The organism is Thauera aromatica K172, from assembly GCF_003030465.1.
Classification (GTDB): Bacteria; Pseudomonadota; Gammaproteobacteria; order Burkholderiales; family Rhodocyclaceae; genus Thauera; species Thauera aromatica.
On the sequence record NZ_CP028339.1, the window covers coordinates 1,414,397 to 1,435,002 of the forward strand.

Annotated in this window: 18 protein-coding genes; 14 read left to right on the forward strand and 4 right to left on the reverse strand. The window is 67.3% G+C overall.

What is annotated here, in order from left to right; translation table 11 throughout:
* Nucleotides 1-19 precede the first annotated feature (19 nt).
* Entirely contained in the window at nt 20-358 is a 339-nt protein-coding gene (locus Tharo_RS06735) for a DUF3301 domain-containing protein (protein WP_107220544.1), read from the forward strand.
* Between the two features lie 10 nt (nt 359-368).
* Here Tharo_RS06735 and folE read toward each other — a convergent pair whose 3' ends face one another.
* Nucleotides 369-1,001 (reverse strand): GTP cyclohydrolase I FolE, encoded by a 633-nt coding sequence (gene folE, locus Tharo_RS06740; RefSeq protein ID WP_107220545.1) that lies wholly within the window; start codon nt 999-1,001, stop codon nt 369-371.
* A 135-nt stretch (nt 1,002-1,136) separates the two neighbouring features.
* On the opposite strand from folE, the gene Tharo_RS06745 reads away from it, so the two are divergent.
* Together Tharo_RS06745 and Tharo_RS06750 are read left to right on the forward strand one after the other, a co-directional pair.
* Nucleotides 1,137-1,907, forward strand: a complete 771-nt coding sequence (locus Tharo_RS06745) for a hypothetical protein (RefSeq protein WP_107222343.1) — start codon at nt 1,137-1,139, stop codon at nt 1,905-1,907.
* Entirely contained in the window at nt 1,907-2,473 is a 567-nt protein-coding gene (locus Tharo_RS06750; protein WP_107220546.1) for a YaeQ family protein, read from the forward strand. The genes Tharo_RS06745 and Tharo_RS06750 overlap by 1 nt, the downstream gene beginning before the upstream one ends.
* Here the strand turns inward: Tharo_RS06750 and Tharo_RS06755 are convergent.
* The 3 genes from Tharo_RS06755 to cspE all read right to left on the reverse strand — a co-directional run bounded on the left by Tharo_RS06755 (nt 2,462) and on the right by cspE (nt 8,106).
* Nucleotides 2,462-5,590, reverse strand: coding sequence for an EAL domain-containing protein (locus tag Tharo_RS06755; RefSeq protein ID WP_107220547.1), 3,129 nt, complete (start codon nt 5,588-5,590; stop codon nt 2,462-2,464). The genes Tharo_RS06750 and Tharo_RS06755 overlap by 12 nt on opposite strands.
* 170 nt (nt 5,591-5,760) lie before the next feature.
* Entirely contained in the window at nt 5,761-7,689 is a 1,929-nt protein-coding gene (locus Tharo_RS06760) for a DEAD/DEAH box helicase (RefSeq protein WP_245881021.1), read from the reverse strand.
* 207 nt (nt 7,690-7,896) lie between these two features.
* On the reverse strand, nt 7,897-8,106 hold the full coding sequence (gene cspE / locus Tharo_RS06765) for a transcription antiterminator/RNA stability regulator CspE (protein WP_002926583.1): 210 nt from the start codon (nt 8,104-8,106) through the stop codon (nt 7,897-7,899).
* Nucleotides 8,107-8,367: 261 nt separating this feature from the next.
* On the opposite strand from cspE, the gene ylqF reads away from it, so the two are divergent.
* The 11 genes from ylqF (at nt 8,368) to infB (ending at nt 20,605) form a co-directional block, all read left to right on the forward strand.
* Complete coding sequence (ylqF, locus tag Tharo_RS06770; protein ID WP_107220548.1) at nt 8,368-9,291, forward strand: ribosome biogenesis GTPase YlqF; 924 nt, start codon at nt 8,368-8,370, stop codon at nt 9,289-9,291.
* 110 nt (nt 9,292-9,401) lie between these two features.
* Complete coding sequence (locus Tharo_RS06775; RefSeq protein ID WP_107220549.1) at nt 9,402-10,265, forward strand: 3',5'-nucleoside bisphosphate phosphatase; 864 nt, start codon at nt 9,402-9,404, stop codon at nt 10,263-10,265.
* 112 nt (nt 10,266-10,377) lie between these two features.
* Complete coding sequence (locus Tharo_RS06780) at nt 10,378-11,004, forward strand: L-threonylcarbamoyladenylate synthase (RefSeq protein ID WP_107220550.1); 627 nt, start codon at nt 10,378-10,380, stop codon at nt 11,002-11,004.
* Between the two features lie 25 nt (nt 11,005-11,029).
* A complete protein-coding gene (locus Tharo_RS06785) occupies nt 11,030-11,689 on the forward strand; it encodes a site-2 protease family protein (protein WP_107220551.1) in 660 nt (219 codons plus the stop codon).
* 9 nt (nt 11,690-11,698) lie between these two features.
* Entirely contained in the window at nt 11,699-12,901 is a 1,203-nt protein-coding gene (locus Tharo_RS06790) for a tryptophan--tRNA ligase (protein WP_107220552.1), read from the forward strand.
* 37 nt (nt 12,902-12,938) lie between these two features.
* Nucleotides 12,939-13,769, forward strand: a complete 831-nt coding sequence (locus Tharo_RS06795) for a segregation and condensation protein A (protein ID WP_107220553.1) — start codon at nt 12,939-12,941, stop codon at nt 13,767-13,769.
* A complete protein-coding gene (scpB, locus tag Tharo_RS06800; protein WP_107220554.1) occupies nt 13,747-14,349 on the forward strand; it encodes an SMC-Scp complex subunit ScpB in 603 nt (200 codons plus the stop codon). Before Tharo_RS06795 ends, scpB begins: the two co-directional genes overlap by 23 nt.
* A complete protein-coding gene (gene rluB / locus Tharo_RS06805) occupies nt 14,297-15,457 on the forward strand; it encodes a 23S rRNA pseudouridine(2605) synthase RluB (protein WP_107220555.1) in 1,161 nt (386 codons plus the stop codon). Before scpB ends, rluB begins: the two co-directional genes overlap by 53 nt.
* A gap of 308 nt (nt 15,458-15,765) precedes the next feature.
* A complete protein-coding gene (gene rimP / locus Tharo_RS06810) occupies nt 15,766-16,200 on the forward strand; it encodes a ribosome maturation factor RimP (protein ID WP_107222344.1) in 435 nt (144 codons plus the stop codon).
* Between the two features lie 27 nt (nt 16,201-16,227).
* Nucleotides 16,228-17,703, forward strand: a complete 1,476-nt coding sequence (gene nusA, locus Tharo_RS06815) for a transcription termination factor NusA (protein ID WP_107220556.1) — start codon at nt 16,228-16,230, stop codon at nt 17,701-17,703.
* Between the two features lie 13 nt (nt 17,704-17,716).
* The gene (gene infB, locus Tharo_RS06820; RefSeq protein ID WP_107220557.1) at nt 17,717-20,605 is read left to right on the forward strand and encodes a translation initiation factor IF-2; all 2,889 of its coding nucleotides are present in this window, start codon (nt 17,717-17,719) and stop codon (nt 20,603-20,605) included.
* Nucleotide 20,606: the final 1 nt, after the last annotated feature.

The following is a 20,606-nucleotide window of genomic DNA, read 5'->3' on the forward strand; positions in this document are numbered from 1 at the left end:
CCGGGCGGGGGCTGCGCGCATGAACCTGGCTGAAATCGCCGCGCTGCTGGCGCTGGGCGGGGTGGCGTGGTTCTGGCTCGACAGCCTGAAAGCGCGCGAAGCCGGGGTGCTGGCGGCGCGGCGGGCCTGTGCGCGCGAAGGCGTGCAGTTCCTCGACGAAACCGTCGTCGGCCACGGCCTTCGTCCGGCGCGCGACGAGCGCGGCCACATGGTGCTGCGGCGGGCCTACGAGTTCGAATACTCGCTCACCGGCAATGACCGCTATCACGGCAGCGTGGTGCTCGAAGGGCGTGAGGTGACGCTGGTCGATGTCAGTGCGCATCGACCTCCGGCGGCGGTCGTCGTCGACCTGCGCTGACGCCGCCCGCTCAGCTGCGGCGATGTTCGATGGCGCGCAGGAACTCGGCGCGCGACTGGGGCGAGCGTTCGAATTCTCCGCAGAAAGCCTGGGTGATCACGCGTTCGTCGCCGCGGCGGTCCTCGCCGAGGAGCAGGCACAGCTGTTCGGCTTCGATCACGCACGCCGCGCCCGCCGCCTTGCCGTGCGTCATCAGGGCTTCGGCGATGTCGCGCGTCATCCATTCCTGATAGGTGAAGCGGTGCCCGATCGCGTCGACGAGGCGGGCGATGCGGCCGAAACCGTGGAGCCGCCCTCCCGGCAGGTAGGCGACGTGGGCCACGCCGCGGAAAGGCACCAGGTGGTGCGGGCAGACGCCATGCACGGCGATGCCGCGCACCACCACCATGTCCCGGCGCGGGTCTTCGAAGCCGTCGCCGAGCACTTCGGCCGGATCGAGGTCGTAGCCGCCGAGCAGGCGGTGCTGCCATAGCTCGCGCACGCGCTGGGCGGTGCGTCCGGTGTGCGAAGTGTCGGCAGCGACGCCGCAGGCGCGCAGCAGATCGACCACGGCCTGCTCGAACGCGGCGGGGTCGAACTCGCCGCTGCGGGCGATTCCTATTGCCCGCGGCCGGGGAGGGGGCGGATGTTCGTGTGTGCTCATGCCTGGATTCCTGGCGCTGCCTGTGCATCGGGAGGATCCGATGATACGCCCCCGCGCCGCCGCTGCCGACCGCTTCGCGCATTGCCTCTGCGCCAGCGGGTGGGCACAATGGGCGCCTTTTTCACGGTGCCCGTCATGACTCTTTCCGACTCCGCTCTGCCCGCCGACCCGCTCGCCGTGCAGGTCGATGCCGCCGCCCAGCGTCAGGCCGCGCGGCTGGCGCAGGATGCGTTCGCACGCGTGTTCCGCCTCAGCGTGTCGGAAAGCGATGCGGCCCGTCGCAAGGGGGTGGCCGAACTGCACGCGGACCTGCGCGACTGGGCCGGCGCCGCAGCGAGCGAGGAAGCGCGCGCGTTGCGCCTGGCCCTGCTGCTGTCGGGGATGGATCAATGGGGGCTGGCGTGGAGCCAGGCCTTCGGGCTGGTGGCGATCCCCGGCCTGAGCGAACTGGTCGGCGCCTTGCGTACCGGGCTCGACGCGCAGGCCGAGGCGCGCTTCCTGCGCCAGTTCGAGGCGCTCGCAGCGGCTGAGGAGAGCGCCATCGATTTCAAGGTGGAGCTGCGCCGGGGCCTTCACCTGGCCCTGTGGCACGCGGCGATCGCCGCCGAGGACCGCGATCAGGCGCTGCGCCTTGCCGGCCAGCTCGGCAGCCAGCTGCTCGCCCTGGTGCGCGACATGCCGCACGCCGGGTGGCGCCTGGTCGCCGACGCCCTCGCTTTCATCCAGATCCGTTGCCTGGCCGACGGCCTTGCCGCCGAAGGGCTGGGCCAGGAGGCGACCCAGGCCTTGTTCGCCGCGCTCGCGCGCGAATTGCCGAAAGCGCTCGGCGAGCGCGTGATGGCCCACGCTGCGCGCGCGGTGATCGCCTGGCAGCAGGCCGAGCGCACCTCCGGGCAGGTGCACTGATGGCGCTCAAGGCCACGATCTTCAAGGCCGAGATCCAGGTCGCCGACATCGACCGCGGCCACTATGCCGACTATGCCCTGACCCTGGCGCGCCACCCCTCGGAGACCGATGAGCGGATGATGGTGCGCCTGCTGGCGTTTGCGCTGTTCGCCGACCCCGCGCTCGGTTTCGGCAAGGGGCTGTGCGCCGATGACGAACCCGACCTGTGGCAGAAGGACTTGACCGGCACCATCGAGCGCTGGATCGACGTCGGCCAGCCCGACGAGAAGTGGGTGCGCAAAGCCTGCGGGCGCGCCCGCGAAGTGGTCGTTCTCGCCTACGGGCGCGCGCTCGATGTCTGGTGGAGCGGGGTCCGGGCGCGCCTCGAGCGCCAGTCCGGGCTGCAGGTGATCGAGCTGGCGCGCGAAGCCGGCACCGAGCTGGCGAAGCTCGCCGAGCGTACGATGCGCCTGCAGTTCAGCATCCAGGACGGCCAGGTGTGGGTCACCAACGGACGCGCCACGGTGAGCATCGAGCCGCGCTGGCTGCAGGGCGAGCGGCGGCTGGCCGAAGGTTCAGGCGACTGAGGGTTCGGCCGAGGATTCGGTCCGGTTGTCGTGGCCGGCGTACCACGACAACCAGCCGACGATGTGCTCGGCCGGCATCGGGCGTGCGATACCGTAGCCCTGGCCGAGGCGGCAGCCGAGCGCGCGCAACGCGGCGGCATGTTCGGGCGTTTCCACCCCTTCGGCGATGACTTCGCGGCCGAAGGCCTCGGCGAGCTGGATCACGCTTTGGACGATGGCGCGGTCTTCGGCATCGTCGAGCATGTCGAGCACGAAGCTGCGGTCGATCTTCAGGCGGTCGACCGGGAGCTGGCGGAAGTACTTGAGCGACGCGTAGCCGGTGCCGAAGTCGTCCAGCGCCAGGCGCACGCCCAGTGCGCGGCAGGTGCGCAGAGCTTCGAGCGCCGTTTCCATGTCGTCGATCGCGGTGGATTCGAGAATTTCCAGTTCGAGGCGGTTCGGTGGCACTTCGGGGTGGCGGGCGAGAAGCTGTTCGAGCCGTTCGGGGAAGTCCGGCTGCAGCAGGTGGTTGGCGCCGATATTGACGCTGGCCGAGAGCGGATGTCCGGCGTGCGCCCAGGCCTGGATCTGGCTCAGGGCGGTGCCGATCACCCATTCGCCGAGGGCGCTTTCGAGCGTCGTGCCTTCGATATAGGGGAGGAAACTGGCCGGCGGCAGCAGGCCTTCTTCCGGGTGCAGCCAGCGGATCAGTGCCTCGGTGCCGACGATGTCGCCGGTCGCCATGTCCACCTGGGGCTGGTAATGGAGGATGAACTCGCGCGCCTGCAATGCCTGGTCGAGGCGGGCGTGGCGTTGCCTGCGGTTGACCAGCTCCACTTCGATGTCCGGGTCGAACATCTGGATGCAGTTGCGCCCCTGTTGCTTGGCCCGGTACATCGCCTGGTCGGCGTGGCGCAGCAAGGTGTCGGAGTCGGCGTCGTCTTCCGGGAACAGCGTCGCGCCGATGCTGACCGATACCGAAACGGTCTCGGTGCCGATCTGGATGGGGGCGCTGACCGCGAGCAGTATCCGCTCGAGCACCTTGGTGTTGGCGACGTCCTCGAGCAGGAGGACGAACTCATCGCCGCCGAGCCGGGCGACGGTGTCGGTGCCGCGCAGCATGGTGCTCAGGCGCTGCACGGTGGTCACCAGCACGCGGTCGCCGATTTCGTGGCCGTAGCGGTCGTTGATCGGCTTGAATTCGTCCAGATCGAGGACGCACACCGCGAGCGGCCTGTCGCTGCGCCGGGCGCGCGCGATGGCCTGGCGCAGGCGCTCGTCGAGCAGGCGGCGGTTGGGCGCGCCGGTGAGCGGATCGAAGTGGGCGATGCGATTCAGTTCCTCCTCGTGGCGCTTGAGGCGGCTGATGTCCACGAATACCGCCACATAGTGGCTCAGCATCCCGCTGTCGTCCTTGACCCTGCTGATGGAGAGGATCTCGGCATATTCCTCGCCGCTTTTGCGCCGGTTCCAGATTTCACCCTGCCAGTGATCGGTCTCGGTCAGTGCGGCCCACATCTTGCTGTAGAAGTCGGTGTCGTGCCGCCCGGAGCGCAGGAGGGAAGGAGTCTGGCCGAGAGCTTCCTCGCGCGTATATCCGGTGATGCGGACGAAGGCGGGATTGACGTCGATGATCCGGTTGTCGGCGTCGGTGACGACGATCGCCTCGTAGCTGCTGGAGAACACGTTGGCCGCCAGACGCAGCTTTTCCTCGTTGCGTTTGCGCCCCGAGATGTCGATCTGGGCGCCGACCACCAGCTCCGGACGGCCGGCGTCGTTGTGCCGCAGCACGAGCGCGCGGTCGTGCACCCAGACCCAGTGCCCGGCCTGGTGGCGCAGGCGCAGATCCTGCTCGTAGTACGAGGTTTCGCCGTTCAGGTGGCCGACCAGGGCGGTTTCGACCCGGGCCAGATCGTCGGGATGGACCAGGGTGCGCCATCGGTCCAGGTTCAGCGTGAGGCGCTCTTCGCCGCCCAGGCCGAGCATTTCCGCCCAGCGCCGGTCGACACGGCGCTCGCCGCTGCCGATGTCCCATTCCCAGCTGCCGGCACGGGTGGCCTCGACGACGTTGCCCAGGTGTTGATGCTCGAATTCGAGCGCGGTCGCGAGGGTCTTCATCCGCATGTGCGCCCACAGCAGCCGCAACAGCAGCACGATGAGGGCGGCTGCGGCGAGGGCGACGGCGAGCAGCTTCAAGCGGTAGCGCGTCCACACGTCGTCCCAGGTGAACACGGGGGCGGCTTCGAAGGGAGGCAGGCGCAGTTCGCGCAGGAGGGTTTCGACGTCCGAGTAGTCGGCCGCCACGGTGAAGCCCTGGATGGCCGCGGCCTGTGCGGCGGGGTGTTCGGCGGGCAGCAGCAGCGCGAGCGCGCCGATCTTGCGGACCACGCTCTGATCGACGTGGGGGAGCGCGACGAGCGGCCATTCCGGGTAGAGGCGGGTGGAGGTGACGTAAGGGTAGTCGGGCGGCGACTGGCGGTTGATCACCCGGAGGCTGGAGACTTCGGGGTGTCCTTCGCGGATGAGCTGCTCGAGGAGCCCGGTGCGGATGAAGGCGGCATCGGCCTCGCGGGCGATCACTGCGAACACGGCGCTGTCCTGTTCCTGGTCGAGGGGCTTGAGGCGCAGCGTCTCGGGGTCGATGCCGGCGGCCTTGAGTTCGAGGGCCTGGGCGGCATAGGTGGCGAGGAAGTTCGCGCTGGACGTGGCGACGACTTTGCCCTTGAGGTCTGCGAGGCGACGGATCGCCGGGTTGTCCGCGCGGGCGACGATTACGCCGCCGTAGGTCGAGACCGGGCGGCCGTAGTCGAGGTTGACCTGGGTCGCGATCGCGCCGGAGAGTTCGTTTTCCGTCCGCAGGGCGATGAAGTGCGCCGGGTTGGTGAGGACCAGGTCGAGTTCGTGGGCGCGCAGCGCGGCCTGCATTTCCGCCTGGTCGAGAACGCGCAGGCGGACTTCCCGCCCGCCCAGGCCGCTACCGAGATAGTCCGCAAAAGGGCGCCAGGCGGCCTCGATGATGGGCTTCGGGCGGAGGGCGAACACCCCCAGCGTGATCGGTTTCGTGTCCGCGGCAACGGCCATCCCGGCGCAGAGGGCGAGCACAAGCGTGCCGATGAGGTATCGGATCAAGCGCGTCATCGCCCGTCGTGCTCTCCTGCGGCAGTGGCGCGTGCGGTGACGGGGAGGTGGGCCGGCAGCAGGTGCATTTCGACGCTCTTGTCATTGTGGCGGCGCGATGATAGCGCAGGCCGTCCCCGTGCTTCGTGAACGAATGCACGAATTGCTGTCATTCGGATGTGGTAGCGGGTTTATCCACGGCGGGGAGGCTTGGCCGGGCGCCGGGGCGCGCCATGGGCATGCGGTTTGTCGCCGGCGTGCGTCGCTCCGCGCGCATCGAAACTGCCTTTCCCGCGCGGACGGGGTTCGCCGCCGGTGGGTGCGGCGTCGCGCGGCCGCGGCCGGCGTTCGGGCATGGCGGCCGCTTCGGCATCGCTCAGGGCGCGGATGTTGAGGGGCATCTGACGGACGCGGGTGCGTTTCAGGGTGGCGAGCAGGTCTTCGGGCAGGCGGGCGGGCAACTCCACTGTGGCGAAGTCGTCGAACAGGTGGATCTGGCCGATGAACTTGCCCTCGATGCCGCCTTCGTTGGCGATGGCGCCGACGATCTCCTTCGGGCTCGCGCCCTGGTTGCGGCCGACCTCGATGCGGTAGCGCACCAAGGCGCCGTTGCTGAAGGCGCGGCGGCGGGCGAGGATTTCGTCGCGGTTGGGGCGCTGGGCGCGTTCGCGCGCGGCGCCGGTGGTGAAATGTTCCGCGCGCGGCGGCCGGCCGCCTTCCGCGGAGGGCGTGGTGGCGATCTCCCAGCCGCGGCCGGATTCCTCGATCTGCAGGGGGCGGTCGCGCTGTGCGAGGAGGGCGAGGGCGGCGGCCACTTCGTGGACGTCGAGTTCGTTCTCGTCGATGAGATCGTTGACCACATTCATGAAAAACCCCAGCTCGCCGCCGCCCAGGGTGTCGACCACCTGGCGCTTGAACTGGGCGACGCGCAGGTTGGTGACTTCTTCGCTGCTGGGCAGTGCGATCGGGGTGATCGGCTGGCGGGTGGCGCGCTCGATCATCTTCAGCATGCGCGTCTCGCGCGGGGCGACGAACAGAATCGCGGCGCCCTCGCGGCCGGCGCGGCCGGTGCGGCCGATGCGGTGCACGTAGGCTTCGGTATCGTAGGGGATGTCGTAGTTGATGACGTGGGAGACGCGTGGAACGTCGATGCCGCGTGCGGCGACGTCGGTGGCGATGACGATGTCGAGCGCCCCATTCTTCAACTGCTCGATCACGCGCTCACGCAGGCCCTGGGTCATGTCGCCGTTGAGCGCGGCGGCAGCGTAGCCGCGGGCGGCAAGCTTGTCGGCGAGCTCTTCGGTGGCGATCTTGGTGCGCACGAAGACGAGCGCGGCGTCGAAGCTCTCTTCGGCATCGAGGATGCGGGTCAGGGCGTCGAGCTTGTCCACGCCGCGCACCAGCCAGTAGCGCTGGCTGATCTTGGACACTGTGGCGGTGGCGGCGCGGATCTTGATTTCTTCCGGCTCGCGCAGGTGGCGACGGGCGACTTCGCGGATCACGTTCGGCATCGTTGCCGAGAACAGCGCGGTCTGGCGTTCGGCCGGGGTGTGCTCGAGAATCCATTCGACATCGTCGATGAAGCCCATGCGCAGCATCTCGTCGGCTTCGTCGAGGACGAGTGCGCGCAGGCTGTCGAGCTTGAGGCTGCCGCGTTCGAGGTGGTCCATGACCCGTCCCGGAGTGCCGACGATGATCTGGGCGCCGCGCGACAGCTGGCGCAGTTGCACCACCATGCTCTGGCCGCCGTAGATCGGCAGGACGTGGAAGTTCTTCAGGTGGTGGGCGTACTTGGCGAAGGCCTCGGCGACCTGGATTGCCAGCTCGCGTGTGGGCGTGAGCACCAGCACCTGCGGCCGGCTGTCGGTGAGATCGAGGCGGGCCAGCATCGGCAGGGCGAAGGCGGCGGTCTTGCCGGTGCCGGTCTGGGCTTCGCCGAGGATGTCGCGGCCGGCGAGCAGCAGCGGGATGCACTCAGCCTGGATCGGGGACGGCGTCTCGTAGCCGACTTCGGTCAGCGCGGACAGGAGGGGCGCGGGCAGTGCGAGGTCGGCGAAGCGCAAGGCGGCGCCGGTGGCGGGCGAAGGAAGGCTGGCGTCGGGGAGGCTGGAGTCGGTCATGGCAGGCGGGCCGTGGAAGTGGCGGAAAGCTGGGCGGAAGGCAGGGCGAAGGGCAGCAGCGCTGCGAAGCCGCGATTATCGGCGATTCGGCGCGGCGAATGAAAAAAGCGGCTCACGGCCGCAGGGCTGCGCGCCTGCAAGCTTGCGGCGCCACAAAAGCAAAAACGCGGCCTCTGGCCGCGTTTCCGGATAACCGAAACGAGTCGATTACAGCGGGCGGATGTTGGCCGCCTGCAGGCCCTTGGGGCCGGTCTTGACTTCGAATTCCACGCGCTGGTTTTCAGCCAGGCTCTTGAAACCCTTGCTCTGGATTTCGGAGAAGTGGGCGAACAGGTCGTCACCGCCGCCTTCCGGAGTGATGAAGCCGAAGCCCTTGGCGTCGTTGAACCACTTGACGGTACCGGTTTGAGTGCTCATTTGCGTTCCATATATAAAGATTGCGGGCTCGCGCCCTGAAAATGCAGGAACGATCAAGAAACGTAATCAGGAGGCATCGGACCGGCACGCGCTCTCTTGGAACACGCTGGGTAACCACCAGAACAACCACTGCTTGAATCGACTGCGAGCGGCACAATACACGGTTTTCATCGCTTGGGTAAATTTATTTGCGGCCTCCGGCGAAAAAATTCTTTGGCCGGGGTGGGATAATCGTGGACTCGACAGTCTTGTGGATTTCCCATGCCCATCCAGTGGTTTCCAGGTCATATGGCCTCGGCGCGCAAGAAAGCGGCCGAGGCCATGGCCGCGATCGACGTCGTCATCGAGGTGACCGACGCGCGTCTGCCCGAGGCCAGCAGCAACCCCATGATCGCCGAGTTGCGCCGGTTCCGGAGCCGCCCCTGCCTGAAACTGCTGAACAAGTCCGATCTGGCCGATCCGGCAGCGACCAAGGCGTGGATGGAGTTCTACAACCGCCAGCCGGGAGTCCGGGCGGTGGCGATCTCGGCCAAGAACGCGGCCGAGGCCGCCCGTGTCCCGGCGCTATGCCGCCAGCTCGCTCCGCACCGCGACGACGGCACCAAGCCGCTGCGGATGATGATCATGGGGATTCCCAACGTCGGTAAATCGACGCTGATGAATGCCCTGCTCAAGCGCAAGGTGGCCAAGGTCGGCGACGAGCCGGCAGTGACCAAGCACCAGCAGACGCTCGATCTGGGGCCGGGCATGACCCTGACCGACACCCCCGGCATGATGTGGCCGAAAATCGACTACGACGCCGACGGCTACATGCTCGCCGCCAGCCATGCGATCGGGCGCAATGCGGTGATCGACGAGGAAGTGGCGGCTTTCCTGGGCGAAATCCTGATCGCACGCTACCGCCCCTTGCTCGCCGCGCGCTACCGGCTCGAACCGGCGACGCTGGCCGGCTTCGACGGTCCGGCGCTGGTCGAGGCGGTCGGTCGCCGCCGCGGCTGCCTGGTGAAGGGCGGGGGGCTCGACCTGGAAAAGGCGGCGCAGATCCTGCTTCAGGATTACCGCGACGGCGTACTCGGCCGGATCAGCCTGGAAACGCCGCAAACGCGGATGCAGATGATCGCCGCCGCGGATGCCGCGCGGGCTGCGGCGCAGGACCCGGATGCCGCCGGGGAGGATGGCGGCTGAGCTTTCGCCGCGGACCCGGCGGGCGGGTTCGATGGCGATCGCCCCCCGCCGACGGGGGAGCGCGGTCGGTTTGCTATCATTGGGGCGAACAGACTTCGACTCCGTGACCGATGACCTCCCTGCCGGCTGCCGCACTGCACGCCATCAATGCCGATCTGCATTGCCATTCCACCGTCTCCGACGGCTGGCTGGAGCCGGAGGCGCTGGTGCTGCGCGCGCTCGGCAACGGCGTGGAGCTGCTCGCCCTGACCGACCACGACGAGGTCGGCGGCATCGATGCCGCCGCCCGGGTGGCGGCGGCGCACGGCTTGCGCTTCGTGCCCGGGGTGGAGATTTCGGTGTCCTTCGCCGGGGAGACCGTCCATATCGTCGGCCTCGGTATCGACCACCGCAATCCCGCGTTGAGCGCGGGATTGACGCAGGTGCGGGAAGGACGCGATACGCGTGCGGTGCGGATGAGCGAATCCCTCGAGCGCGTCGGGATCCGCGATGCGCTCGCCGGTGCCCGCCGCTTCGCGCGCAATCCGGCCCTGCTGAGCCGGGCCCACTTCGCCCGTCATCTGGTGGCGAGCGGCGTGATGCCCGATGTCAGGACCGTGTTCGACCACTATCTGGTGCGCGGCAAGCCCGGCTTCGTCGACCACCAGTGGGCGACCCTGGAGCAGGCGGTGGGCTGGATCCGCGCTGCCGGCGGCATCGCGGTGGTCGCCCATCCGGCGCGTTACCGTCTGTCCGCGGCCGATTTCGCGCGTCTTTTCGATCGTTTTGTCGCCGCCGGGGGCGAGGCGGTCGAAGTCGTTTCGGGGGCGCATACCGAAGACGAGATGCGCCGCTTCGCCACGGTCGCGCGCCAGCGTGGTTTGCTCGCTTCGCGCGCGTCGGATTTCCACGGCGAAAAGGAAAGCGCGGTCGATCTCGGTCGCTGCAATCCTCTTCCTCCCGACCTCGAGCCGGTGTGGTCGCGCCTGCTGTAGGGGCGAGCCCGCGCTGTCCGCCTACCCGCGGACGCCTTTTCCCGCGCCGTTACCGATCCGCTTCGAGCGCGACGGGGTGCATCGGCACCGTCCCACAATCAACAATACGACCATGACACAGTTCTTCTCCCTCCATCCCGAACATCCGCAGCCGCGCTTGGTCCGCCAGGCCGCGGAAATCGTCCGCGGCGGCGGCCTGGTGGTGCTGCCGACCGATTCCGCCTACGCCCTCGGCGGCCAGATCGGCGATGCCGGTGTGCTCGACCGCATCCGCCGCATCCGCGCGGTCGATGAGCGCCATCATTTCACCCTGATGTGCCGCGACCTGTCCGAAATCGCCACCTATGCGCGGGTGGACAACCGCCAGTACCGGCTGCTCAAGGCGACCACGCCCGGCCCTTATACCTTCATTCTCGAAGGCACCAAGGAACTGCCCCGTCGCGTGCTCCACCCCAAGCGCAAAACGATCGGCCTGCGCGTGCCCGTGCACGAGGTGGTGTCGGCGCTACTCGCCGAGCTCGACGGCCCCTTGCTGACCTCCACCCTGATCCTGCCCGGCGAGGATTTGCCGCTGAGCGACATCGATGAAATCCGCGAGCGTCTGGACAAGCTGGTCGACCTCATCATCGAAGCCGGTTACTGCGGGCCGGAGGCGACCAGCGTGATCGATCTCACTTCGGGGGCGCCCGAGCTGATCCGGGCCGGACGCGGTCCGCTCGCACCCTTCGGGCTAGAATGAACCCTTTATTGCCGCCGACTCCGTCATGGACGCGCTGATTCCGACCCTGGCCATCTGGGCCCTGCCGGTGCTGCTGGCGATCACCCTGCACGAGGCGGCACACGGCTATGTCGCACGCCATTTCGGCGACCCGACGGCGCACCTGGCCGGACGGATCACGCTCAATCCGCTGCGCCACATCGATCCGGTCGGCACCGTGCTGGTGCCGGTCGGCATCCTGGCGCTGAGCGCCCTGATGGGCGGGGGTGGCATCCTGTTCGGCTGGGCCAAGCCGGTGCCGGTGAATTTCGGCCGCCTGCGCCGGCCCAAGGCCGACATGCTGTGGGTGGCGGCGGCGGGGCCGTTCACCAACCTGCTGATGGCGCTCGGCTGGGCACTCCTGTTCCGCATCGCCGCCTCCGCCGAGCCCGGCGGCTATTCACTGGCGATGCTGAAGATGGCCGATGCGGGGATCCAGATCAATGCCGTGCTGATGGTGCTGAACCTGCTGCCGATCCCGCCGCTCGACGGCGGGCGGATCGCGGTCAGCCTGCTGCCGGACCGCCTCGCCTGGCGTTTCGCCCGGCTTGAGCCGTACGGTTTCCCGATCCTGCTCGTGCTGTTGTTTACCGGCATCCTCGGCGCCATCCTGTGGCCGCTGATCGCCGGCTTCCGCTACCTGCTCTCCCTCGTTTTCGGTCTCTGAGTTCCGCCCATGTATGCAGAACGCGTCCTTTCCGGCATGCGCCCCAGCGGCCGCCTGCATCTCGGCCATTATCATGGTGTCCTCAAGAGCTGGGTGAAGCTGCAGGAAGAATATCCCTGCCTGTTCTTTGTCGCCGACTGGCATGCGCTCACCACCCATTACGACACCCCGCAGGTGATTGCGGACCATGTCTGGGATATGGTGATCGACTGGCTTGCGGCCGGCGTCGACCCCGCCCAGTCCACTCTCTTCATCCAGTCCCGCGTGCCCGAGCATGCCGAGCTGCACCTGCTGCTGTCGATGATGACGCCGCTCGGCTGGCTCGAGCGCGTGCCGAGCTGGAAGGAGCAGCAGGAAAGGCTGGAGGGGCGCGACCTGTCCACTTACGGTTTTCTCGGCTATCCCCTGCTCCAGTCGGCCGATATCCTGCTTTACCGCGCCGACAAGGTGCCGGTGGGCGAGGACCAGGTCCCGCACGTCGAAATCACACGCGAAATCGCCCGCCGCTTCAACCACCTTTACGGGCGCGAGGCCGGCTTCGAGGATAAGGCGAAAGACGCGGTGAAAAAGCTCGGCGCCAAGCGTGCGCGGCTTTATCAGGAGCTGCGTACCCGCTTCCAGCAAGAAGGTGACGAAGATGCGCTGGAGCAGGCCAAGGCTCTCCTCGATGAAACCCAGAACCTGAGCCTGGGGGACCGCGAGCGCCTTTACGGCTATCTCGAAGGCAGCGGCAAGATGATCCTGGTCGAGCCGGAGGCCCTGCTCACTTCGGCGGCGCGCATGCCCGGGCTGGACGGGCAGAAGATGTCCAAGTCTTACGGCAACACGATCAACCTGCGCGAGGACGCCGACGGCGTCACGCGCAAGATCCACACCATGCAGACCGATCCGGCGCGCATGCGGCGCACCGACCCGGGCGACCCAGAGCGCTGCCCGGTGTGGCCGCTGCATGCGATCTATTCGGACGAAGCGACCCTGGCCTGGGTGCAGCAGGGTTGCCGCAGCGCCGGGATCGGCTGCCTGGAGTGCAAGCAGCCCCTGCTCGAGGCCATCCTCGAGGAGCAGGAAATCCTGCACGAACGGGCCCAGCCTTATCTCGACGATCCGACGCTGGTGCGCAGCATCCTTGCCGACGGCTGCGAGCGCGCGCGCAAGCTGGCGCAGGAAACGATGCGCGACGTGCGCGAAGCGATGGGCCTGGATTACGGCTGATGGACGGACGGATTCACCTCCACCGGCCGGGGCGCCGATGAGCCTGCCGTTGCCGCTGGCGCCTCCCGAAACCGCCGAAGCACTGGATGTGCTCGCCCGCATCTACGGCGAACCCCTGCTCGAACTGCCCAAAGACCTGTATATTCCGCCCGATGCGCTGCAGGTGTTCCTCGAGGCGTTCGAGGGGCCGCTGGATCTGCTGCTGTACCTGATCCGCAAGGCCAACCTCGACGTCCTCGACATTCCGATGGCGCCGCTTACCGCGCAGTACCTCGAATACGTCGAGGCGATGCGGGCCACGAACCTGGAGCTGGCCGCCGAGTATCTGCTGATGGCGGCGATGCTGCTCGAAATCAAGTCGCGCATGCTCCTGCCGCGGCCGCCGCGCGAGCATGCCGAAGAGGAGGATCCGCGTGCCGAGCTGGTGCGCCGCCTGCTCGAATACGAGCAGATGAAACTTGCTGCCGTGCGGCTCGACACCCTGCCGCGGGCCGAGCGCGATTTCGAATGGGTGGGCGTGTTCGTCGCCGAGAAAGTGGTCGAGCGCCTGCCCGACGTCAGTCTGCACGACCTGCAGCTGGCGTGGCTGCGGATCATGAAGAAAGCCCGGCTCAGCCAGCACCACCGTGTCGGCCGCGAGCAGCTGTCGGTGCGCGAACAGATGACGGCGATCCTGCGCATGCTGGGCGATGGCGCCTTCGTGGTGTTCGACACCTTGTTCGAGGTGCGGCTCGGGCCGTCGGGGCTGGTGGTGAGTTTTCTCGCCGTGCTCGAGCTGGTCAAGGAAAGGCTGCTCGAAGTGACTCAGAACGAGGCTTTTGCGCCGATCTACGTGAAACTCGCCGATGCCAGCCGCAACGACACCTGAGGCCTACCTGCGCATCGTCGAAGCAGCGTTGCTGGCCGCGCCGGCGCCGCTGCCGGTATCGGAGCTGCGTCGGCTGTTCGACGAAGATCCCGGGCCGGAACTGGTTCGCCGCCTGCTCGACGAGCTGTGCGCGCAGTGGCGCGCCGCCGATCGCGGCGTCGAGCTGGTGCAACTGGCTAGCGGCTGGCGCTTCCAGACGCGGGCGCAGTACCAGGTCTACCTGGACCGGCTGAAGGAGGAAAAGCCGCCGCGTTATTCGCGGGCGGTGATGGAAACCCTGGCGATCATCGCTTACCGTCAGCCGGTCACCCGGGGCGATATCGAGGAGATCCGGGGCGTGGCGGTGTCGCCGAACATATTGAAGACGCTGGAGTCGCGCGGCTGGGTGGATGTCGTCGGCCACCGCGATACGCCCGGTCGGCCGGCCTTGTTCGCCACCACCCGGCGTTTTCTCGACGACATGGGGTTGCGCAGCCTGACCGAGCTGCCGGCGCTCACCGAAATTGAAAAAATCATGGACTTAGTCGATGTCTCGCAAAACGAACCGGCCCTTGCGCCCACCCCTGAAGAAGAAGTCTGACGCGGTCGAGATCCTCGATCGCGACCCGCGCTCAGGGCGTGCGGCTCACCGCGAAAGCCCCGCCCACGATGACGACGCCCAGCCGCGCCACAAGGACGCTCACCTCAATGCCGATCCGCGCGGATCGCGGGCGCCGCGTCCGGGGGCGGCGGGCAGGGAGGCGGGGCGGAGCCAGGACGACCCGGCGCGCCGGCCCGACGCCTATCATTCCGCGCTCGGCCGGCCCGAACGCGGCGAGCGGGCACCGCGAGGCCGCCCCCAGGGAGGCGGGCGTGCGGCACCGACCACCCTGAGCGAGCCCGAGCGGCTGCAAAAAGTGCTGGCTCAGGCCGGCGTCGCTTCCCGGCGCGAGATCGAGGAATGGGTGGTGGCCGGGCGCATCTCGGTCAACGGCCTGCCCGCCGCCCTGGGGCAGAAGGTCGGCCCCGGCGATCGGGTCAAGGTCAATGGCAAGTTGGTGCCGCTGCGCTTCACCCAGCGTTCGCCGCGGGTGCTGATGTACCACAAGCCGGAAGGCGAGATCGTCTCGCGCGACGACCCGGAAGGCCGTCCCACCGTGTTCGAGCGCCTGCCGCTGCTGCGCAAGGGGCGCTGGCTGGCGGTCGGCCGGCTCGATTTCAATACTTCGGGGCTGCTGCTGTTCACCAACGACGGCGATCTCGCCAACAAGCTGATGCACCCGCGCTACGAGCTCGAGCGCGAATATGCGGTGCGCCTTCTCGGCGAGCTCACCGAGGAGCAGGCGAAGTCGCTGACCGAAGGCATCCAGCTCGAAGACGGTCCGGCGAAGTTCACCGGCTTGCGCGACGAAGGCGGCGAGGGCGCCAACCATTGGTACCGGGTGACGATCTCCGAGGGCCGCAACCGCGAGGTGCGGCGCATGTTTGAGGCGGTCGGCCTCACCGTCAGCCGGCTGATGCGGGTGCGCTACGGCAGCGTCGAGCTTCCGGCCCGCCTCAAGCGCGGGATGTGGATGGAAATGCCCGAGGCCGATGCCTGCAGCCTGGCCGGCCTGCCGGTGCCGCAGGGGCGCAGCCAGGACGAGCGCGCCAAGCGTCCCACGAAGATGCATCGTACCCAGCCGCACGGTGCGGCGAAAATGCGCTGACCGCCACGACCGGGCTCGATCCGCGGCCTTGCCGCGGCGGGACGGCCGCGCTCACCCCCATTTCTTCCGCTGCTTCCAGGCGCGGCCGTTGCTTGCGACGGTTTGCCTGGACAGCGGCTTTCGCGCTATAATCTCAAAGCTTTGATGAGTGGCTTTCCGGCTGCGCGCTTCAGCTGCCGCCGGCCTCGTCAGTTATCCGGTTGTGGGCAGTGACGTGTTTCCGGCGGGATCAATCGTTTGATGGGCGTTTCGCCCATTTTTTATTTGTGGCGCCGGTCGTGGTGCCGGTCGAAGAGCGGGTCGAGTACATGCGTGCAGAAGTCGAGCAACTGATCGAACAGGTGGTGAGCGGTCTCGGGTACGAACTCGTGGATATCGAGTTTTCCCCCAAGGGCCGCCTGCTGCGGGTGTTCCTCGATATCGAGCGCGGCATCACGGTGGATGACTGCGCCACGGTGAGCAATCAGCTGCAGCGCGTGTTCGAGGTCGAAGGCGTCGATTATGACCGCCTCGAAGTGTCGTCGCCGGGACTCGACCGCCCGCTCAAGAAGCTCGCCGACTTCGAACGTTTCCGCGGCAGCGAGGCCCAGGTGCGCCTTTCGCTGCCGATCGGCAATCAGCGCAATTTCGTGGGCGTGATCGAAGGGGTGCGCGATGCCGTGGTCGTGCTCGCCACCGAGAAGGGCGAAGTGCTGCTGCCTTTCGAAGACATCGAGAAAGCACGCCTTGTACCCAAATTTTAAGACTGTGGATGTGGAGGTATTCTTGAAATGAGCCGCGAGATCCTGCTGCTTGTTGATGCGCTGGCACGCGAGAAGAACGTCGCCAGGGACATCGTTTTTGCCGCGCTCGAAACCGCGCTGGCCTCCGCCACCAAGAAGCGCATCCATGACGACGCCGACGTGGTGGTGTCGATCGACCGCGAGACCGGCGACTACACCTCGCGCCGGCGCTGGCTGGTGATGCTCGACGAAGACGTGGCCAACGACGAAGCCGAGATGGGCATCATCGATGCGCGCGAAGTCAATCCGGACATCCAGCTCGGCGACTATGTCGAGGAAGCGCTCGAGCCGATCGATTTCGGCCGCATCGGTGCGCAGGCGGCCAAGCAGGTGATCCTGCAGCGCATCCGCGATGCCGAGCGCGAGCAGGTCCTCAACGACTTCCTCGAGCGCAAGGAATTCCTCGTTTCCGGCTCGATCAAGCGCATGGAGCGTGGCAGCGCGATCATCGAAGTGGGGCGCATGGAAGCGGTCCTGCCGCGGGATCAGCAGATCCCGCGCGAGAACCTGCGCGTGGGCGACCGCGTCAAGGCCTTCCTGCTCAAGATCGATCGCGGCGCCCGCGGCCCGCAGCTGATCCTGTCGCGCACCGCTCCCGAATTCCTGATGAAGCTGTTCGAGCTCGAAGTCCCCGAAATCGAGGATGGCCTGCTCGAGCTCAAGGCCTGCGCCCGCGACCCTGGGCTGCGCGCCAAGATCGCAGTGAAGTCGAACGACCCGCGCATCGACCCGATCGGCACCTGCGTCGGCCTGCGCGGTTCGCGTGTCACCGCGGTGCGCAACGAGATCGGCGGCGAGCAGATCGACATCATCGTGTGGGCAGCCGATCCGGCCCAGTTCGTGGTTGCCGCGCTGCAGCCGGCCGAAGTGGTGTCGATCGTCGTCGATGAGGAAGCGCACGCGATGGACGTCGTCGTCGACGAGAACAACCTCGCGATCGCCATCGGGCGCAACGGCCAGAACGTCAAGCTCGCTTCCGAACTGACCGGATGGACGATCAACCTGATGAGCGAGCAGGAGTCGGCCGAAAAGACCGCGCAGGAGCAGCAGGGGCTGCGCAAGCTGTTCATGGAAAAACTGGACGTCGACGAGGATATCGCCGACATCCTGATCGAGGAGGGCTTCTCCTCGCTCGAAGAGGTCGCTTACGTACCGCTGGCCGAGATGCTGGACATCGAGGCTTTCGACGAGGACACGGTGAACGAGCTGCGCAATCGCGCTCGGAACGTGTTGCTGACCGAGGCGATCGTCACCGAAGAGCAGCTGGAGAACGTCTCCGACGATCTGCTCAATCTCGAAGGCATGGAGAAATCCCTTGCCGCAACCCTGGCCCAGAAGGGCATTCGTACCCGTGACGACCTGGCCGACCTCGCGGTCGACGAACTGGTCGAACTGGCCGGGATCGACGAAGAAAGAGCCAAGGCGCTGATTTCCATTGCGCGCGCCCATTGGTTCGAAGAATGATGGGAGGGCAGTAATGGAACAAATGAGCGTGACCCAGTTTGCCGGCGAACTGAAAATGCCGGCCGCGGCGCTGCTCGAGCAGTTGAAGCGTGCGGGCGTGGAAAAAACCGGCCCCACCGATCTGCTCACCGAACAGGACAAGGCGAGGCTGCTCGAATACCTGCGCCGGGCGCATGGCGATGTCCAGCCCAAAGGCAAGATCACCCTGACGCGCAAGCAGACGAGCGAAATCCGCGCGACCGATTCGACCGGTCGCGCGCGCACGGTCCAGGTCGAAGTGCGCAAGAAGCGCACCTTCGTCAAACGCGATGATCTGCAAGGGGAAGCGGGCGCAGAAGCGAGCGAAGCGGCTGCCGTGTCTGAATCGGTGCTTGCCGCTGCAGTCGCACCGGAGTTCCCGGAGGAAGCGCTCGAGCAAGCGCAAGCCGGGGTGGTGGCCGAAGTGCCTGCGGAAGCCGTCGCCGAGGTTCCGGTGCAGTCCGAAGTCCACGTGCCAGCACCTGTCGAAGCTCAGGCGCCGGCCCCTGCCGAAGCGGTGACGACCGAAATGGTTGCCGCGCCCGAGGCCGCTGAACCGGTGCCGGCGGAAGCGTCCGCCAGCGGCAATGAAGCGGCTGCGCCGGTTGCCGAGCTGCCGCAGGCGGCACCGACGACGACCATCGTCCTGACCAAGCCCCTGCCGCTCAGTCAAATTCTCGGCGATGAAGAAATCGCCGCCCGCAAGCGCGATGACGAACGCCTGCGGGCCCTGAAGGAGCGCCAGGCGGCCGACCTGCGCGCACGCCAGGAACGTGAAGCGGCCGCGCGCGCGGCGGCCGAAGCCCGCCGCGCCGAAGAAGAAGCCCGCATCCGTGCCGAGCAGCAGAAAAAGGAAGAGCCCGCGAAGCCGGCCAAATCCACCACCGGCACCCTCCATCGACCGGCGAAGACCGAAGACAAACCGGCCGCCAGTCGCGACGCGCGGCGTGGTGCGGCGGCGCCGGCGCGCGAGGCCGACAGCGGCAGCAAGCGTCGCGGCGGCCTGAAAACGCGCGGCGAAGTGGGCGCGACCACGGGTAGCAACTGGCGCGGAGCGGGCAAGGGCGGCGGTCGTCACGGCCGCCATCAGGAAGATCGCTCGTCGTTCCAGGCGCCGACCGAACCGATCGTGCGCGAAGTCCATGTGCCCGAAACCATCACCGTCGCCGATCTCGCCCACAAGATGGCGGTGAAGGCGACCGAGGTCATCAAGGCGTTGATGAAGATGGGCTCGATGGTCACGATCAACCAGGTGCTCGACCAGGAGACCGCGATGATCGTGGTTGAGGAAATGGGTCACAAGGCGCTCGCCGCGAAGCTCGACGACCCCGACGCTTTCCTCGAGGAAAACGAGGAGCTCAAGGATGCCGAGCTGCTGCCGCGTGCGCCGGTGGTCACGGTCATGGGCCACGTCGACCACGGCAAGACTTCGCTGCTCGACTACATCCGGACGGCGAAGGTCGCGGCCGGTGAATTCGGCGGCATCACCCAGCACATCGGCGCGTATCACGTCGAGACCGCGCGCGGCATGCTGACCTTCCTCGACACTCCGGGCCACGAGGCGTTTACCGCGATGCGTGCCCGTGGCGCCAAGGCCACCGACATCGTCATCCTGGTGGTGGCGGCCGACGACGGCGTGATGCCGCAGACGCGCGAAGCCATCCACCACGCCAAGGCGGCGGGCGTGCCGCTGGTGGTGGCGATCAACAAGATCGACAAGCCCGACGCCAACCCCGAGCGCGTCACCCAGGAACTGATCGCCGAGTCGGTGATTCCCGAAGCCTACGGCGGTGACACGATGTTTGTGCCGGTGTCGGCGAAGAAGGGGACCGGCATCGACGAGCTGCTCGAAGCCGTTCTGCTGCAGGCCGAAGTGCTGGAGTTGACCGCCGCGGTCGACATTCCAGCGAAGGGCCTGATCATCGAGGCCCGCCTCGACAAGGGGCGCGGCCCGGTCGCTTCGCTGCTGGTGCAGTCGGGCACCCTGAGGAAGGGCGACGTGCTGCTCGCGGGCGCGACCTTCGGCCGCATCCGCGCCATGCTCGACGAGAACGGCAAGCAGATCGACGAGGCCGGCCCCTCGATTCCGGTCGAGATCCTCGGCCTGTCCGATGTCCCGGCGGCCGGTGACGAGGCGATCGCCCTCGTCGACGAGAAGAAGGCGCGCGAAATCGCGCTCTTCCGCCAGGGCAAGTTCCGCGACGTCAAGCTCGCCAAGCAGCAGGCGGCCAAGCTCGAGAGCATGTTCGAGCAGATGGGCGAAGGCGAGGTCAAGACCCTGGCGCTGATCATCAAGGCCGATGTCCAGGGCTCGCAGGAAGCCCTGGTGCAGTCGCTGCAGAAATTGTCCACCGACGAGGTACGGGTCAACGTGATCCACGCTGCGGTGGGGGCGATCTCCGAGTCGGACGTCAACCTCGCACAGGCCTCGGGCGCGGTCATCATCGGCTTCAACACCCGGGCCGATGCCGGTGCACGCAAGCTGGCCGAGAGCTTCGATGTCGATATCCGCTACTACAACATCATCTACGACGCAGTCGACGAGGTGAAGGCGGCGCTGTCCGGCATGCTCGCGCCCGAGAAGCGCGAGGAAGTCACCGGCCTGGTCGAGATCCGCCAGGTGTTCACGATTTCCAGGGTTGGCTCGATCGCCGGCTGCTACGTGCTGGAAGGGGTGGTGCGACGCAATTCGCATATCCGCCTGCTGCGCAACCACACCGTGATCTGGACCGGCGAGCTCGAGTCGCTGAAACGCTTCAAGGACGATGTCAAGGAAGTCAAGTTCGGCTACGAATGCGGCCTCCAGCTCAGGAACTACAACGACATCAAGGAAGGCGACCAGCTCGAGGTGTTCGAGATCAAGGAAGTGGCGAGGACGCTGTAGA